Here is a 16,103-nt window from a genome sequence, read left to right as displayed (position 1 = left end):
TGAATAATTCCTGCTTTGTTGCTATGCTGGAAAAAAACGCTAATGTAAGGTGGCATAGTCATTGAGAGTACACGTAACAGATCTGAAACCGGGTGATTACCTGAAGATGGATACCTTTAGCTCAAGAGGGCTTCATGTATTACCCAAAGGGGCACAGCTTCAAATCGAAGAAATTGCTAAACTGATGCAGCACGGAGTAGATTACGTTGATATCGAAGCCATCCAGGAGGAACCTGTGCCTTCAAGCAGATCTTCCGTCATTCAGTCCGCTTCCAGGAATTTTGATACCATGATTGACGGGTTTGAATCGGTATATATGGAAGCCTTGACGAAGGGCAGCTTCAACCAGTCCGTTGTGGATGACATTCTTCAGCCCTCGCTGGATTCCTTGGACAAACACAAGGATGTGGTTTCATTACTGCTTCTGCTTGACCGGGAGGATAATTATACATATAACCATTCCCTGCAAGTGGGCATGCTTTCTTATTATATAGCTACCTGGCTTGGATATTCCAAGAAGGAGTGTTATGAAATCGGCCGGGCCGGCTATCTGATTGATATCGGCAAATGCCGCATTTCCCCTGATATTCTGAACAAGCCGGGCAAGCTCACTGCCGCTGAATTTGACGAAGTGAAACTACATACGATTTATGGCTATGAAATTATCCGCAATTCCATGGATGACCCCTATACCGCCCTGGTGGCGCTTCAGCATCATGAACGTGACGATGGTTCCGGATACCCGCATAACCTGACCAAAGATGATATACACCCCTATTCCCAGATTGCGGCCGTGGCTGACATTTACAGCGCCATGACCTCTCAGCGGATCTATCAATCCAAGCAGGAGCTGATCTCCGTATTGCGTGAGATTAACACACTCAGCTTCGGCAAGCTGAACGGCAAGCCGGTGCAGGCCCTCATCCAGCATCTGATGCCCAATTTCATTGGAAAACGGGTGCTGCTGAGTACTGGAGACATGGGCGTGATTATCATGAACAATCCGCTGGACGTCTTCCGGCCGCTCATACAGATGGAAGGCAAATTTCTGGATCTGGCCCGCGAACGTACAATTGCAGTGGTTGAGATTTATATGGAGTAAAGGGACACCCGGACGCTTGGCGGAAGGGAAAGTTATTATCACTACGTGGACGGAAGGAAGCTCAAGTGGAAAAATTGAACTTAAATCTCCACATCCTGCTTCCCAGCGAGTTTTAGTTGGAAAAAGGATATTTAATTCGGCCGATTTCCACCATTTTGGGTGAATTCGCTTCAATTAAGTCTACTTTTTCCAGCTCTCTCCTCCGCAGAGCACTTTTTCATCCGGATGAAGTGAACGATTTCCACTTCATTTCCTGCAATTCCCCCACAAACAGAAGGCAATCATAATTTTCTAAAAAACAACAAAACAGGAGACTCCCTCACCGGACGGTTTGGGAATCTCCTGTTTTCATTTTCTGCACATTGCGCACTAAAGCCGCTATCCGCCACAGCCACAGCTATGCTCAGCCGCTCCCAGGCTCCTCCTACAGCTCCGCACCGTTGCTGGCGATGACTTTTTTGTACCAGTGAAAAGAGTCCTTCTTCGAACGGTTCAAGGTACCGTTGCCGTCATCATCCAGGTCCACATAGATGAAGCCGTAACGCTTGGACATTTCTGAAGTAGACATGCTCACCAGGTCAATCGGTCCCCAGCTTGTGTAGCCAATCAATTCTACGCCGTCCAGGATCGCTTCTTTCATCTGGGCGATATGCTGGCGGAGGTAGTCAATGCGGTAGCTGTCATGGATGGAACCGTCAGCTTCTACTTTGTCATACGCCCCGAGGCCATTTTCCACAATAAACAAAGGTTTCTGGTAACGGTCGTACATGGTATTCAGCATAATTCTTAGTCCGACCGGGTCAATCTGCCAACCCCATTCCGAAGCCTTCAAATACGGATTCTTCACACCGCCGAACAGGTTGCCCTGCGCCCGCTCCCCTTCCGGACTGGCCGATACGGTCAGCGTCATATAGTAGCTGAATGCCACATAGTCCACAGTGTGGAGCTTCAGGATCTCATCGTCACCGGATTCTTTATGGAGAACAACATTGTTCTCGGCGAAGTAGCGGTCCATGTATTTAGGGTATTCTCCCCGGGCATGTACATCCGTGAAATACAGATTCATCTGATTCTCATGCTGGTTAAGCCTTACATCCTCGGGGTTGCAGGTATTGGCGTAGCTCTCCATCCGGGCGAGCATGCAGCCCATTTGGGATCCCGGGATAATCTCATGCAGCAGCTTGGTGGCCAGAGCGCTCGCCACGAATTGGTGATGAAGCGCCTGATAGATCGTCTGCAGCTTGTTCTCCGCCCGGTCAATGACAACGCCGCCTCCGGTGAACGGACTCAGGGTCATCATGTTGATCTCATTAAAGGTAATCCAATACTTCACCTTATCCTGGTAACGCCGGAACACAGTCTCCGCATAACGGGTGAAACATGAAATGACTTCACGTGAGGCCCAGCCGTTATATTTCTGCGTCAGGCCCAGCGGTGTCTCGTAATGGGCCAGCGTCACCAGCGGCTCAATGCCGTATTTATGCAGCTCGTCAAATACATTGTCATAGAACTGCAAGCCCGCTTCATTCGGCTCGGCATCATCCCCATTCGGAAAGATCCGCGCCCAGTTGATCGACAGACGGAAGACCTTGAACCCCATCTCGGCAAAAAGAGCAATGTCCTCTTTGTACCGGTGATAGAAATCCACCCCTTCGCGTTTTGGAAACCGGGCCTTAAATTCCCCGGACAAAATCTGCCCGATCCGCTCGGACGTAATCTCAATCGCATGGTCGCTGCTGCGCTCCGCCTTGGGCACATAAGCGACCATATCCGCACTGGACAAGCCCTTGCCGTCTGCATCGAACGCACCTTCCAGCTGATTTGCGGCGGTTGCCCCGCCCCATAGAAAGTTCTCCGGAAATCCTTTTTTCAGTTCAGTCATGAATATGTCCCCTCTCTTCCAATCTTCTTATGGTCCCTTAAAGCTCTAGTGGATTAGTGTTAGCAAAAGCTCGCCATTTGTTACTTCTGTGCCTGTATTCTTCAGTACATCCAGATAATCGGCGGAATTGGTTACTATGACAGGTGTCGCCGTCACGAACCCGGCTGCGCGGATCGCATCCGCATCGAACTCCAGCAGCAGCTGGCCTTGCTCCACTTTATCCCCTTCCTGCACCTTTTTCTGAAAATGCTTGCCCTTCAGCTTCACTGTGTTGACGCCGACATGGATCAACAGCTCCGCCCCGCCTTCTGAGGTGATGCCGATGGCATGGCCAGTGGGGAATACCGTCGTTACTGTTCCGTTTACAGGCGAGGTCAGCAGCCCGGACGAGGGCTCAATCACAATGCCTTTTCCCATGGCCCCTGAGGCAAAGGCTTCGTCCGGCAGACTTTCCAGCGGCAGCAGCGCTCCCGTTAATGGACTTGCGATCTGTTCTTTGCCGATTTGGGTCATTCCCTGCTTCACAACCGGCTGGGTTGCTGTCTCCTCCACCGCTGCTTCAGGGTCGTCGAATCCAAGCACATATACCAGGATAACAGCCAGAACAAAGGCCACGGTGATCCCGATAGCCGCCCAGGCAAATCCGGTGCCGAAATAGGTTGGCAGCGCAAGCAGCCCAGGCAAAGAGAAGGCGATGGCTCTGGCACCACCTACAGCAATGATAGCACCCCCAACCGCGCCGGAGATACAGGCATAGATGAACGGTTTTTTAAGCTTCAGGGTAACACCGTAGATTGTGGGTTCGGTAATCCCGAACACAGCAGCCAGTGTGGATGATCCGGACAAAGCTTTTAGTTGCGTATTCTTAGATTTCAGGAACACGCCGAATACGGCACCGGCCTGCGAAAGAACCGCAGCGGCCAGAATCGGCAGCATGGTGTCATAACCGAGTGTAGCAATATTGCTGAGCATAATCGGGACAAACCCCCAGTGGACGCCGAAGATAACGAACACCTGCCAGAATGCCCCGGCAATGGCCCCAGCGACAAGCGGGCTTAGATTATACAGCCAGGTGTATCCGGAAGCGAGTCCTTCGCTGATCAGCGAGCCCACAGGCCCAAACGCCAGGAAGGTTAAAGGAATAACGATCAGCAGCGCGAACATCGGAACCAGGATATTGCGAACCGATTCATGGATCATGGAACGGAACCATTTCTCTATATAAGACTGTACCCACACCGCCAGAATGATCGGAATCACACTGGAGGAATAGTTGACCAGTACAATCGGTATCCCCAAAAAGTCCAGCGATTCCGTAGAGCCGACAGCGGCGATAACCGCAGGGTAGATCAGCGCTCCGGCAATGGCCACAGATACGAACTGGTTGGCCTTGAATTTACGTGCTGCGGTTACCGCCAGAAACACCGGAAGGAAGTAGAATACGCTGTCTGAAGCAGCGTTCAGAATCAGGTAGGTTCCGCTTGCGGCGCTGATCCATTTCAGTGACAGGATTAACGCAAGCAGGCCTTTAAGCACTCCGGCACCAGCCAATGCCCCAAGTATCGGGGAAAAGATACTGGAGATAATGTCCACTGCTTTGCCGAGAACTCCGGTGCTTTCAGAAGCATCGTCAGCTTTGCCGTTTTTTTCGGCATCCTGCAGTGAGGTTTCCTTCATAATCTGTTCGAAGACCTGGCTGACATTATTGCCGATGACGACCTGAAACTGGCCGCTGTTCTCGACTACTGTAATGACACCCGGTGTTTTTTCTAGTGCGGCTTTATCTGCCTTTCCATGATCCTTCAGCTTAAATCTTAATCGTGTGGCGCAGTGAAATACCGAATTCACATTGGATTCGCCGCCGACAAGCATAATGATCTGTTTGGATAAGTCCTTGCTGCTCATATTGATTGCTCCTTTGAAGGATTATGTTGGTGGAACTTGTGATCGTTGCAGTAGGATTAGGATGTGCCAGCAGTTATCATTAATTCCTCTGCAAACAAGAAAAACCTGAACTCACAGCAAAATGAAACGCTAATTCACGTCGATTTTGCCATCAGTTCAGGTTTTGCCTGCCTTACCAGTAACACCCTGATAGATAATCATTATTTAGTTGCCGGCTCCATTTGCCGGTTGGCCGGTACAAGCTGCTATTCCAGGCTGTTGCGCTCCGTGACCCGCTGGATGTGAATCGTCAGGTAGACGTATTCGTCCTTACTGAGACTCTGGGCATACGCTTTTTCCAGGTAATCATTGATTTTGCTTGCGCATTCAAAGGCTTTGGCATACGTCTGCTTGACCTGGTTGTATAAGAAATCCTCACCGCTGTTGCTGGTTTCCTTCTTCAGTACCCGCATGGAGAAATACTGCAAATGCGTCAGGAACCGTGAATAGTTCAGCGAGTTTTCATCCAACACCACCTTGTAATGGTAGGTGATGATATTGAGAATATTCTGGACAATCTCCGTCATCTTAAGCGTGGACTTCATTTCATTTCCGTCCATCCTCGCGTTCACCAAATGCAAGGCGATGAAGCCCGCTTCATCCTCTCCCAATGTAAGTCCTGTAGCTTTCTCAATAAATTGCAGCGCGTCCATCCCGATGGAGAATTCCTTCTTATAGAACCGCTTGATCTCGAAGAGCATCGCATTCTTCAGCGTAATCCCCTTCTCAAAGCGCTGCACGGCAAAATGGATATGATCCGTCAGGGTCAGATATAAATTGTCGCTGAGCTCGGTGCCCAGAATCCCGTTGGCATAGGTTACAATCTCATTGGCGAGTTCCAAGTGGGCTACAGGAATATCATTCAGCAGTTCAGTCAGCCGCGCTGTGAATTCGTTTTCGTTCAGCAGGAAGATCTTATCAATTTTGTCCGGGTCCACGTAATCGCCAGCCACTTTATTGAAGGAAATGCCCCTGCCCATCACGATAACTTCCTTGCCCTTCTGGTTTTTCGTCAGCAGCACGTTGTTGTTAAGCACCTTTTCTATAATCATCTGTTGTCACCTCCCATCACATAGTTTGTACAAAAAAAGCCTAAGTTGATCCCAATATCATTAACAAAAATGATACTCGAATCAGCTTAGGCATTGCCCGCGTTACCGGTCACAATCCTGTATTACTGTTATTGTAGCATAAAAAAAAGCGATTACAAGATTTTTGTTTTAAAAAATATAGGGATTTGTTTTACGATAATTTTTCCAGGGATTTGTGTTTATGTTTGGAAGCCATTTTCTGTGGCTAGGCTGATAACAGCAGGGAATATACGAGTGCCACAAAACGTTCAGGAGGGAAAATATGCTAGGCATTCATCAGCGGCTTGCGGAACTGTACACCTTAAGCTGTCAGCGGCCGCTGACAAGCGATGAAGAAACCGAGCAGCGGCATTGTCTGCAGGCGAACGCCATGTACTGCTGGGAAATGGCGCGGCTGAACAATGAGGCAGCGCTGGCCGCAGATACGGATGATGCCCAGTGGCAGCAGGAGATCAGCGCGCAAATGTACGAAGTCCGCGTGACCGGCAGAGCGGGCAGGCGGCGCAACTAACCGCAGACTCAGCAGCGGCAAAGCAGCCCCTCCCACACTTGAACGTGCTGGAAAGGGCTGCTGCTGTTCTAGGCTACAGGAAGCGGAATTGTGCTTCGATCAGGCCGTTATAGATGCCATCCTGCGCCGTAAGCTCAGCATGGGTGCCTTCTTCCTTGATCTCTCCGTGATCAAGGACAACAATCTTATCCGCATGGCGGATAGTTGACAGCCGGTGGGCGACGATAAACGAGGTCCGGCCCTGGAGCAGAATCTTCAGCGCCTCCTGAATCTTGATCTCCGTCTCGGTGTCAATGCTTGCTGTCGCCTCATCCAGGATCAGAATCCGCGGATTGGCCAGCAGCGCCCGGGCAAAGGACAGCAGTTGGCGCTGTCCCATGGAGAGCGCACTGCCGCGTTCCTCGACCTCGGTCTCGTAGCCTCCCGGCAGCTTGCTGATGAAATCATGCGCATCCACGGCCTTGGCTGCCTCCTCGACCTCCTGATCCGTTGCATCCAGCCGCCCGAAGCGGATGTTGTCCCGGATCGTCCCCGAGAAAATAAAGGTATCCTGCAGCACGATCCCGATCTGTTCGCGCAGACTCTGCAGCGTCACCTCCCGCGTATCCTTGCCGTCGATGGTGATACTGCCGCTCTTAATATCATAGAACCGGCCGATCAGGTTAATGATCGTGCTTTTGCCGGAGCCGGTATGCCCGACAAGTGCGATCGACTGGCCGGCCTTGACGTCAAGATCAATACCTTTCAGCGCTGCCCGGCCTTTTTCATATTCAAAGACTACCTTATTAAATTTAATGTCGCCCTTAATCTTCGGCAGCGGCGTTGCCCCCGGATTATCTTGAACAGCAGGCTGTTCATCCAGATATTCAAAGATCCGTTCCGAAGAAGCCATCGCCACCAGCAGCTGGTTATACATCTGCCCGAGCCGGTTGATCGGGTCCCAGAAATTGCTGACATAGGTGCTGAACGCCACCAGGAACCCTACCGTAAGGTCACCCGTCTGGATCAGATAAGCCCCGAACCAGAACAGAATCATCGTGCCGAAGCCGCCTGTAATTTCGATAATCGGGCCAAACGCCTGGTTCATCGCCGAAGCCCTGTTCCAGGATTTGCGGCTGTCCATATTCATGGCGTCGAAATAGTTCATGTTTTCCTTTTCCTGTGTATACGCCTGAGTGACCCGGATCCCTTGAATCGACTCATTCAGATGGGAGTTAATCCGCGAGTTCTTCATCCGCACATCCTGCCAGGCTATCCGGATCTTCTGGCGCAGCTTGGTGGATACAAAGAACATGACCGGCACGGTGATCATCACCGCAAGCCCCAGCTTCCAGTTGATCAGCAGCAGAATCACCATAATGCCGATCAGCTGCACGCTGTCGATCATTAAGTTGACGACCCCGTTCGTGAACAGGTCCTGCAATGAGTTGATATCATTCGTTACCCGCACCAGCACCGAACCGGCCGGGCGTTTATCAAAAAAGTTGAAGGAAAGCTTTTGAATATGCCGGAACAGGTCGGAACGCAGATCATAAATGACCCGCTGTCCGATCACATTCGTATATTTGATCCGGTAAACCCCGGCGATCCACTGGATCAGATAGAGCACAATCACAGCGGCAGTCAATGTGTACAGCAGTGTCAGGCTGGGATTCCCCGACTTGGGGGCAATCGCCTTGTCGATGGCCATACTCGTCAGATAAGGGACGGTGAGCTTCGTAACGGTGCCGAGAATCATCATTACCGACACCAGCGGCAGCATCTGCCGTGCATAAGGCTTCATATAACTGAACAGCCGGGTGAACTGCTTCCAGTCAAACGCCTTGTCGATCACATCATCGTCTTTGTATACGAATCGTTCGTCAAGTGTCTGTTCCTGGGCTGTACCTTGCTTTATTTTGGCAGTATTCCCTTGGTTAGCTTCCAGCTTCATGCCGGATCACCTGCCCCTCTTCCGTTGTCCCTGGCGAGATAATCGGCGTACTGAATCCGGTAAACATCCCGGTAAGGACCCGGAACCTCAATCAGCTCCCGGTGGGTGCCCTGCTGAACCATATTCCCTTCATTCATGACAATAATCTGATCGGCATGCCGCAGCGAGGAAATCCGGTGGGCAATAATCAGCGTAGTCCGCCCGCGCATAACCTCCTGGAACCCGGCCTGGATCTCATGCTCTGTCTCCATATCGACGGCACTGGTTGCATCATCGAGGATCAGAATCCGCGGATTCTTCAGGAGCGCTCTGGCAATGGCAATACGCTGCTTCTGGCCGCCTGAGAGCCCCATCCCCCGCTCGCCAACTACCGTATCATACCCTTCGGGCATTTCCATAATGAAATCATGGGCTTTAGCGAGCTTGGCGGCGCGGATAATCTCCTCCATGCCCACATTCTTCAGGCCGTACGAAATATTATTGCGGATGGAAGAGGAGAACAGGAACGTTTCCTGGAACACCGTGGCAATCTGCGACCGCAGGCTGCGTACATTATATTCACGGATATCCACCCCATCCAGCCGGATACTGCCTTTGTTCACATCATAAGCCCGCATCATCAACTGAATAATGGTCGATTTCCCGGAGCCGGTCCCGCCGAGGAACCCGATAACCGCCCCCGGTTTGGCGCTGAAATGAATATCCTTGACCGCAGGCATTTTGTTGCCGTAGGCAAACGTCACGTGATCAAAAACAACCTCACCCTGCACTTCAGCGGCCACAAGCTCACGGGCATTCTCTTTATCCTTCACATCGATGTGCTGATTAAGCACTTCAAGCACACGTTCTCCGGAAGCTTTAGATTGCGTATAGTTGTTGATATGGAAGCCAAGGCCCCATACAGGGCCGATAATATACCAGATTAAGCTGAAAAAGGCTACAAGCTCACCAAGCGACATATGCCCCTTGATCACCAGCGTTCCGCCCACCCCGAGCAAGATCGCCACACTGACCGAAGCCAAAAGCTCCATCACCGGGAAAAACTTGCTCCACAGCTCTGCGGCAAAAATCTGATTATCCTTATAGCGTTCATTACGGTGCGAGAACTTCTCTACCTCGTAGGCCTCTCTGGCAAACGATTTGACGGTCCGCACACCGGTGACATTCTCCTGGACAGCCGTTGTAAGAGAGCTTAGTGCAAGCCGCATCTCCTGAAAAGCCGGATGAATCTTGGATTCGAATCTGAATGCGACCGCAGCCAGAAACGGCATGGTGATCAGCGTGATCAGCGTAAGCTGCCAATTGATCGTGAACATCATAATGGAGCCGAACAATACCATAAAAAACACATTCAGCAGTTGGGCAAATCCGAAACCGATAAACAGCCGGATGGCTTCCAGGTCCCCGGTCAGCCGGGACATCAGGTCGCCTGTCTTCGCAGTATCATAATAGCGGAAAGACAGGAATTGCAGCTTCTCATAGCAGGCATTGCGCAGCCGGTAAGCCAGAAAGTTGCCCAGCCGTCCTCCAAAAAATCCATGGGCGAACTGCAGGCAGGCTTTGACCAGCACCACCGCCAATACGCTGATAGCAAGTACGGGCACCTCAGTAAACTTCAGGGGAACAATAACCTCATCAATCAAACGTCTTAACAGATTGGGGGTAATCAGCCCCACTGCAGTCGCGGCAGCCAAACAAAAAATCGACAGAATCAGATAATGCAGCTTCTCCCGATAAAAGCCCCGCAGTTGCCTGAGAACATCCATATCTCTCCTCCTTAAAGCGTTAGATTTTTAGCGCTTCCATTTTAGTGACTTTATGCAGTTTATCACCCCTGTTTTAATGCAGCAAAGTGGAGAAATCACCGTTTTACGGTTATTCCTGATAAAAGCAGGCTTCTTCTGCAGGAAAAGGATGGCTTCAGCTTTAAATGCTCCCATTTCCTCTTAAATACTATTGGATTAAGATTAACCAAGATTCAGTCTATTTCCGCGTCAACAAAGCTAAACCTTTATTTGTATATTCTGCATAGTTATTCTTTTTTGATTAGCATGAAGCAGCAAAAAGCTGCCCCTCCAACAGATAAATCTGTTAAGGGGCAGCTTCTATGGAGATTTGATTCACTTTAAAAAGGTACTGTATAAGCAAGTCCGTATATCCCGGTTGCGCAAGGGATATGTATTATGAAGCCCCTATAAAAATTAGGCTAGAATAAAAACAGAAGAAGACGAACTTGAACGCTCGTCTCCTACATTTAAAATTTACTTTGTTATCCAATAGAGCCTTCCATCTCGAACTTGATTAGGCGGTTCATTTCTACCGCATATTCCATCGGCAGTTCTTTGGTGAAGGGTTCAATGAAGCCCATAACGATCATCTGGGTTGCTTCCGCTTCGGTAAGACCACGGCTCATCAGGTAGAACAACTGCTCCTCGGATACCTTGGAGACGGTCGCTTCATGCTCCAGCACGATGTTGTCGTTCATGATCTCATTGTAAGGAATGGTGTCCGATGTCGACTCGTTATCCAGAATGAGTGTGTCGCATTTGATGTTCGATTTGGCGCCTTCCGCCTTGCGGCCGAAGGAAGCAAGACCACGGTACGTTACTTTACCGCCGTGTTTGCTGATCGACTTGGACACGATCGTCGAAGTGGTGTCCGGTGCCAAGTGAATCATTTTGGCCCCTGCATCCTGGTGCTGGTTTTTGCCTGCAACCGCGATGGACAATACAGAACCTTTGGCTCCGCGGCCTTTGAGCACCACCGCAGGGTATTTCATCGTCAGCTTGGAGCCGATGTTGCCGTCAACCCATTCCATCGTAGCATTCTCTTCGGCTACAGCACGTTTGGTAACCAGGTTATAGATATTTGGCGCCCAGTTCTGAATGGTTGTGTAACGAACGCGCGCATTCTTCATGCACAGGATCTCAACCACCGCACTGTGCAGGGAGTTCGTGCTGTAGATTGGAGCGGTACAGCCCTCTACATAATGTACGAAGCTGTCTTCATCAGCAAGAATCAGGGTACGCTCGAATTGGCCCATGTTCTCGGAGTTAATACGGAAGTAGGCCTGCAGAGGCACTTCACATTTCACGCCTTTCGGAACATAAATGAAGCTTCCTCCCGACCATACCGCACTGTTCAATGCTGCAAATTTGTTATCAGCAGGCGGGATAATGGTGCCGAAGAATTTTCTGAACAGCTCCGGGTGTTCACGCAGCGCCGTGTCGGTATCGGTGAAGATTACACCTTGATCTTCAAGGTTCTTCTGCATGCTGTGGTAGACCACCTCGGATTCATACTGCGCCGATACGCCGGCCAGGAACTTCTGTTCCGCTTCTGGAATCCCCAGTTTATCGAAGGTTTCTTTGATCTCGGAGGGCACTTCCTCCCAAGTCTTCCCTTGTTTCTCCGACGGTCTTACATAATACTGGATATCGTCAAAATCCAATTCGTCGAGATTGCCGCCCCATTTAGGCATTGGCATTTTGTAGAACTGCTCCAGAGCTTTCAGACGGAATTCCAGCATCCATTCCGGCTCATTTTTGATGGCGGAGATTTCTTTAACAATTTCGGCCGTAAGTCCTTTACCAGACTGGAATATCGACTTATGCTCGTCACGGAACCCGTATTGGTACTCTTCCATATCAGGCGCTTTCTTAGCCATGGTGTCAGCCTCCTTGTTTTTAATGTTCTTGGTGATGCTCTTCTTCTACGTCTATGCCTTTGCGCAGCGCGTTCCATGCGAGTGTCGCACATTTGATCCGCGCCGGAAATTTATTAACACCGGAAAGGGCTTCGATATCTTCGTAATCTTCAAAATCCACTGCCTCCCCCTTCATCAGGGAGGAGAACCGGTCAGCCAGCTCAAGCGCATGCTCTACAGTCTGGCCTTTGACCGCTTCCGTCATCATCGAAGCCGACGACATGCTGATCGAACAGCCTTCGCCGCTGTAACGGGCGTCCTTCACGACGCCATCCTCCACCTTTAGCTGAAGCGTAATGCGGTCGCCGCAGGTAGGGTTATTCAGCTCAATCTTCAGGGCGTCATCTGCAAAAGAACCACGGTTCCGGGGATTTTTATAATGATCCATAATTACACGTCTATACAAGTCATCCAAGTTCATAGGCGAAATACTCCTTTGCCTTAATTAAGGCTTGGACCAGCGCATCTACATCCTGTTCTGAGTTGTACAGGTAGAAGCTGGCCCGGGCCGTCGAACTGACCTCCAGCCAGCGCATCAGCGGTTGGCAGCAGTGATGCCCGGCACGTACAGCCACGCCTTCAGCATCCAGCACCGTAGCCACATCATGCGGATGGACATCACCGAGATTGAAGGTCACCACACCGACTTTACGGTTTCTCGGACCATAAATCGTCAGACCCTCCACTTCCGAGAGGCGCTCCTCCGCGTAAGCGGCCAGTTCCATCTCATGGCGGTGGATTTCATCCAGCCCGATTTCCTGCAGAAAGTCAATCGCGGCCCCGAGTCCAACCGCACCGGCAATGATCGGTGTACCGCCTTCAAACTTCCAAGGCAGTTCCTTCCAGGTAGAATCATACAGGCCCACATCGTCGATCATTTCACCGCCGAACTCGACCGGCTCCATCGCTTCCAGCAGAGCCTTCTTGCCGTACAGGGCACCAATGCCGGTAGGCGCAAGCATCTTGTGGCCGGACAGCGCGTAGAAATCGCAGTCGAGGTCCTGAACATCCACCTTCATATGCGGTGTGCTCTGGGCTCCGTCCACAACGATTACTGCACCGTGACGGTGAGCGATGGCTGCCAGCTCTTTTACCGGATGGGAAATGCCCATTACATTGGAGACATATGCTATGGCGACGATCTTGGTCTTATCCGTAATCGTCTGCTCGGCATCCTCAAGCGTAATGGACCCATCCTTCTGCAGAGGAATGAACTTCAGGGTGGCCCCTGTCTTCTTCGCCAGCTGCTGCCATGGAATGAAATTGCTGTGATGCTCCATCTGGGTGATGACGATCTCGTCGCCTTCACCGACGTTAGCCGGGCCGTAAGACGAAGCTACAATATTCAGAGCCGTCGTTGTGCCGCGGGTAAAGATAATCTCCTTCGTGCTGCGGGCGTTAATGAATTTGGCCAGCTTCTCGCGGGCCCCCTCGTAAGCATCCGTAGCCCGGCTGCCGAGCGTATGGACACCACGGTGCACGTTGGAGTTATCCCATTCATAATAGGACTTCACGGCTTCGATGACCTGGCGCGGTTTCTGTGAGGTTGCCGCGCTGTCCAGGTATACCAGAGGATGCCCGTTGATTGTCTGGTTCAGTATGGGAAACTGCTCCCGGATGGCACTGCTGATCATTGGCCTAACTTCCTTTCCACAAGAGATTGGAGCTGATTGCGCAGTCCCTCCAGTGGAATTTGCGACACAACAGGTGCAAGGAAGCCGTAAATGATCAGTGTTTCTGCATCATGCCGTGAAATTCCGCGGGACATCAGGTAGTACACCTGCTCGTAATTGACCTGTCCTACGGAAGCGGCATGGCCTGCGGTTACATCATCTTCATCTATAAGCAGGATCGGATTCGCGTCTCCGCGCGCCCCGGGGCTCAGCATCAGAACTTTTTCTGTCTGCTGGCCATCAGCCCGGGTTGCACCCTTCTCGATCTTCGTAATTCCGTTAATAATAGAGGTTGCCGTATCACGCATCACCGCACGGGTGATCATGTCACTCGGCGTGTTTTTGCCGAAATGCTGCGCCTGGGTGGTATAGTTCAGCTTCTGCGAGCCTGATCCCACCGCGATGACTTTGGCATCAGAACTCGCTCCGTTGCCCTTGAGCACCGACTTGGTGTCGCTGGCCGTATCGCCATAGTTCATCTCGCCGACAATCCATTCAATCGTTCCGTCATTCTCCACAACGGCACGGCGGTAAGTCACGTCAGTCGTATCCTCACCTAACTGGTGAACCGTGGCATAGCGGACCTTAGCTCCTGCGCCCACGAACACCTCAACCGCACCATTGTGCAGTCCGGCTTCAGTTTTGTCTGACACATAGTTGTCGACATAGGTCACTGAACTGTTCGTGTCGGCAACAATCAGAATATGCGGAACAAAGGCCGCTTCCGCATCATCGGTCAACAGCACCGCCTGCAGCGGAGTCTCAATCACAACGTTCTTCGGAACATAGAGGAATACTCCGCCGTTCCACAGGGCCGCATGCAGCGCAGCTAGAGAGTGCTCATCAGGCAGTACGGCCTTGTGCAGATAGCGCTGCACCAGATCGCCGTGCTCTTTGGCCGCAGTCTGCAAATCGGTAAAAATAACGCCTTGTGCTGCAAGCTCCGGTGCAAGGCGGACATAGATGGCGCTGGAGTTGCGCTGAATAATCAGGCTGCCTTCCTCCTGATCCTTGATCAGTGCGGCAACAGAAGCAGGAGCTTCACTAAGTGCAGTGATCGCCTGGCCTGCTTTGTAGGTTCCATAGGTGTTCACATTCCAGCGGTCAATCCGGGTCTTCTCCAGTTTCGGCAGTGCCAGACCAGCGGCCAGCGTAAGTGCGTTCAATCGGCTGTCCTTCAGCCAGACCGGCTCGCCGCTGCTCTGCGACCAATCGCCGAGCAGCTGTGCATCTACCGGAAGAATGGTTTGCGTCGTCATAAGTGGTTTCCTCCTTCCTGGCGTCTCTTAAGCTTCCTGTCCTACGGTTTCATCTTCAATGCCGAGTTCTTCCTTCACCCATTCATAACCTTCTGCTTCCAGACGCTCTGCCAGTTCAGGACCACCGGATTTCACAATCCGTCCCTGCATCATAACATGTACAAAGTCAGGCTTAATGTAGTTCAGGAGGCGCTGATAGTGGGTAATGACCAGGAAGCCGCGTTCCGGGCTGCGCATCGAGTTGACGCCCTCAGCGACAATTTTGAGCGCATCAATATCAAGGCCGGAGTCAATTTCGTCAAGAATGACGATCTTCGGATCCAGCATCATCATTTGGAGAATTTCGTTGCGTTTCTTCTCACCGCCGGAGAAGCCTTCGTTCAGATAACGGTGCAGAAACTCAGGGTTCATATCCAGTTCCTTCATCTTTGCTTCCATTTGGCGGATGAAGCGGATCAAGGAAATTTCACTTCCTTCTTCGCGGCGGGAATTAATTGCGCTGCGCAGGAAGTCAGAGTTCGTTACGCCGCTGATTTCACTTGGATACTGCATCGCCAGAAAAAGACCGGCGCGTGCGCGTTCGTCAACAGCCATTTCCAGCAGGTCCTCGCCTTCAAGAACGGCTGTACCTTCGGTAACCTCGTACTTGGGATGGCCCATCAGAGCCGAAGCCAGGGTGCTTTTACCGGTACCGTTCGGTCCCATGATGGCGTGAATTTCGCCGCCCTTCATTTGAAGGTTGATGCCCTTCAGAATTTCTTTTCCTTCAATCGTCGCTTTCAGTCCTTCAATGACAAAATCTGCTGCCATAATAATGTTCCCCCCATTGTTCGATTTGCGAAATCAGAAAGCTGTATTGTAACAGGTAATCCCTGATGCCAGCAAAATTAGATTTTATATCATATTATAATAATTATAAAGTGTATCGCAGTGATTATCAATGATTCTCACTAATTTTATTACAAACCGATTTTTTTTACAAACATGTATTTCAAAACCCGT

The 16,103-nt window shown here is 50.9% G+C and carries 12 protein-coding genes; 2 read left to right on the top strand and 10 right to left on the bottom strand.

Annotation, left to right across the window (positions count from 1 at the left end; all coding sequences use genetic code 11):
- Positions 1–61: 61 nt before the first annotated feature.
- Positions 62–1,102 carry an HD-GYP domain-containing protein gene (locus tag PGRAT_RS09865; protein ID WP_025705792.1) on the top strand — a complete coding sequence of 347 codons (1,041 nt, stop codon included), beginning with the start codon at positions 62–64 and terminating at the stop codon, positions 1,100–1,102.
- Between the two features lie 424 nt (positions 1,103–1,526).
- Here PGRAT_RS09865 and PGRAT_RS09860 read toward each other — a convergent pair whose 3' ends face one another.
- The 3 genes from PGRAT_RS09860 to licT form a co-directional block, all read right to left on the bottom strand.
- On the bottom strand, positions 1,527–2,984 hold the full coding sequence (locus tag PGRAT_RS09860) for a glycoside hydrolase family 1 protein (RefSeq protein WP_025705793.1): 1,458 nt from the start codon (positions 2,982–2,984) through the stop codon (positions 1,527–1,529).
- Between the two features lie 45 nt (positions 2,985–3,029).
- On the bottom strand, positions 3,030–4,889 hold the full coding sequence (locus PGRAT_RS09855) for a beta-glucoside-specific PTS transporter subunit IIABC (protein WP_025705794.1): 1,860 nt from the start codon (positions 4,887–4,889) through the stop codon (positions 3,030–3,032).
- Positions 4,890–5,134: 245 nt separating this feature from the next.
- Positions 5,135–5,980, bottom strand: coding sequence for a BglG family transcription antiterminator LicT (gene licT, locus PGRAT_RS09850; protein WP_025705795.1), 846 nt, complete (start codon positions 5,978–5,980; stop codon positions 5,135–5,137).
- 301 nt (positions 5,981–6,281) lie between these two features.
- Here licT and PGRAT_RS09845 point away from each other — a divergent pair, with 301 nt between their 5' ends.
- Positions 6,282–6,530, top strand: a complete 249-nt coding sequence (locus PGRAT_RS09845; RefSeq protein ID WP_025705796.1) for a DUF7667 family protein — start codon at positions 6,282–6,284, stop codon at positions 6,528–6,530.
- 73 nt (positions 6,531–6,603) lie between these two features.
- On the opposite strand, the gene PGRAT_RS09840 is transcribed toward PGRAT_RS09845, so the two are convergent.
- The 7 genes from PGRAT_RS09840 to sufC form a co-directional block, all read right to left on the bottom strand.
- Positions 6,604–8,463: an ABC transporter ATP-binding protein gene (locus PGRAT_RS09840; RefSeq protein WP_025705797.1), complete on the bottom strand. Its 1,860-nt coding sequence runs from the start codon at positions 8,461–8,463 to the stop codon at positions 6,604–6,606.
- Positions 8,460–10,229 (bottom strand): ABC transporter ATP-binding protein, encoded by a 1,770-nt coding sequence (locus PGRAT_RS09835; RefSeq protein ID WP_025705798.1) that lies wholly within the window; start codon positions 10,227–10,229, stop codon positions 8,460–8,462. The genes PGRAT_RS09840 and PGRAT_RS09835 overlap by 4 nt, the downstream gene beginning before the upstream one ends.
- Before the next feature lie 503 nt (positions 10,230–10,732).
- Positions 10,733–12,130, bottom strand: a complete 1,398-nt coding sequence (gene sufB / locus PGRAT_RS09830; protein ID WP_025705799.1) for a Fe-S cluster assembly protein SufB — start codon at positions 12,128–12,130, stop codon at positions 10,733–10,735.
- Between the two features lie 19 nt (positions 12,131–12,149).
- Positions 12,150–12,590, bottom strand: a complete 441-nt coding sequence (gene sufU / locus PGRAT_RS09825; protein WP_020426759.1) for a Fe-S cluster assembly sulfur transfer protein SufU — start codon at positions 12,588–12,590, stop codon at positions 12,150–12,152.
- Entirely contained in the window at positions 12,577–13,803 is a 1,227-nt protein-coding gene (locus PGRAT_RS09820) for a cysteine desulfurase (RefSeq protein WP_025705800.1), read from the bottom strand. Before PGRAT_RS09820 ends, sufU begins: the two co-directional genes overlap by 14 nt.
- On the bottom strand, positions 13,800–15,101 hold the full coding sequence (gene sufD / locus PGRAT_RS09815) for a Fe-S cluster assembly protein SufD (RefSeq protein ID WP_025705801.1): 1,302 nt from the start codon (positions 15,099–15,101) through the stop codon (positions 13,800–13,802). Before sufD ends, PGRAT_RS09820 begins: the two co-directional genes overlap by 4 nt.
- A 27-nt stretch (positions 15,102–15,128) precedes the next feature.
- Positions 15,129–15,911 (bottom strand): Fe-S cluster assembly ATPase SufC, encoded by a 783-nt coding sequence (gene sufC / locus PGRAT_RS09810; RefSeq protein WP_025705802.1) that lies wholly within the window; start codon positions 15,909–15,911, stop codon positions 15,129–15,131.
- Positions 15,912–16,103 lie beyond the last annotated feature (192 nt).

Source organism: Paenibacillus graminis (genome assembly GCF_000758705.1).
Classification (GTDB): domain Bacteria; phylum Bacillota; class Bacilli; order Paenibacillales; family Paenibacillaceae; genus Paenibacillus_AQ; species Paenibacillus_AQ graminis.
This window is presented reverse-complemented; position numbering and strand designations above follow the sequence as displayed.

What these genes read in the sequence shown, in the direction of transcription:
- PGRAT_RS09860 (WP_025705793.1), bottom strand. Translation starts at nt 2,984, where the DNA reads ATGACTGAACTGAAAAAAGGATTTCCGGAGAACTTTCTATGGGGCGGG.
- PGRAT_RS09855 (WP_025705794.1), bottom strand. Translation starts at nt 4,889, where the DNA reads ATGAGCAGCAAGGACTTATCCAAACAGATCATTATGCTTGTCGGCGGC.
- licT (WP_025705795.1), bottom strand. Translation starts at nt 5,980, where the DNA reads ATGATTATAGAAAAGGTGCTTAACAACAACGTGCTGCTGACGAAAAAC.
- PGRAT_RS09845 (WP_025705796.1), top strand. Translation starts at nt 6,282, where the DNA reads ATGCTAGGCATTCATCAGCGGCTTGCGGAACTGTACACCTTAAGCTGT.
- PGRAT_RS09840 (WP_025705797.1), bottom strand. Translation starts at nt 8,463, where the DNA reads ATGAAGCTGGAAGCTAACCAAGGGAATACTGCCAAAATAAAGCAAGGT.
- PGRAT_RS09835 (WP_025705798.1), bottom strand. Translation starts at nt 10,229, where the DNA reads ATGGATGTTCTCAGGCAACTGCGGGGCTTTTATCGGGAGAAGCTGCAT.
- sufB (WP_025705799.1), bottom strand. Translation starts at nt 12,130, where the DNA reads ATGGCTAAGAAAGCGCCTGATATGGAAGAGTACCAATACGGGTTCCGT.
- sufU (WP_020426759.1), bottom strand. Translation starts at nt 12,590, where the DNA reads ATGAACTTGGATGACTTGTATAGACGTGTAATTATGGATCATTATAAA.
- PGRAT_RS09820 (WP_025705800.1), bottom strand. Translation starts at nt 13,803, where the DNA reads ATGATCAGCAGTGCCATCCGGGAGCAGTTTCCCATACTGAACCAGACA.
- sufD (WP_025705801.1), bottom strand. Translation starts at nt 15,101, where the DNA reads ATGACGACGCAAACCATTCTTCCGGTAGATGCACAGCTGCTCGGCGAT.
- sufC (WP_025705802.1), bottom strand. Translation starts at nt 15,911, where the DNA reads ATGGCAGCAGATTTTGTCATTGAAGGACTGAAAGCGACGATTGAAGGA.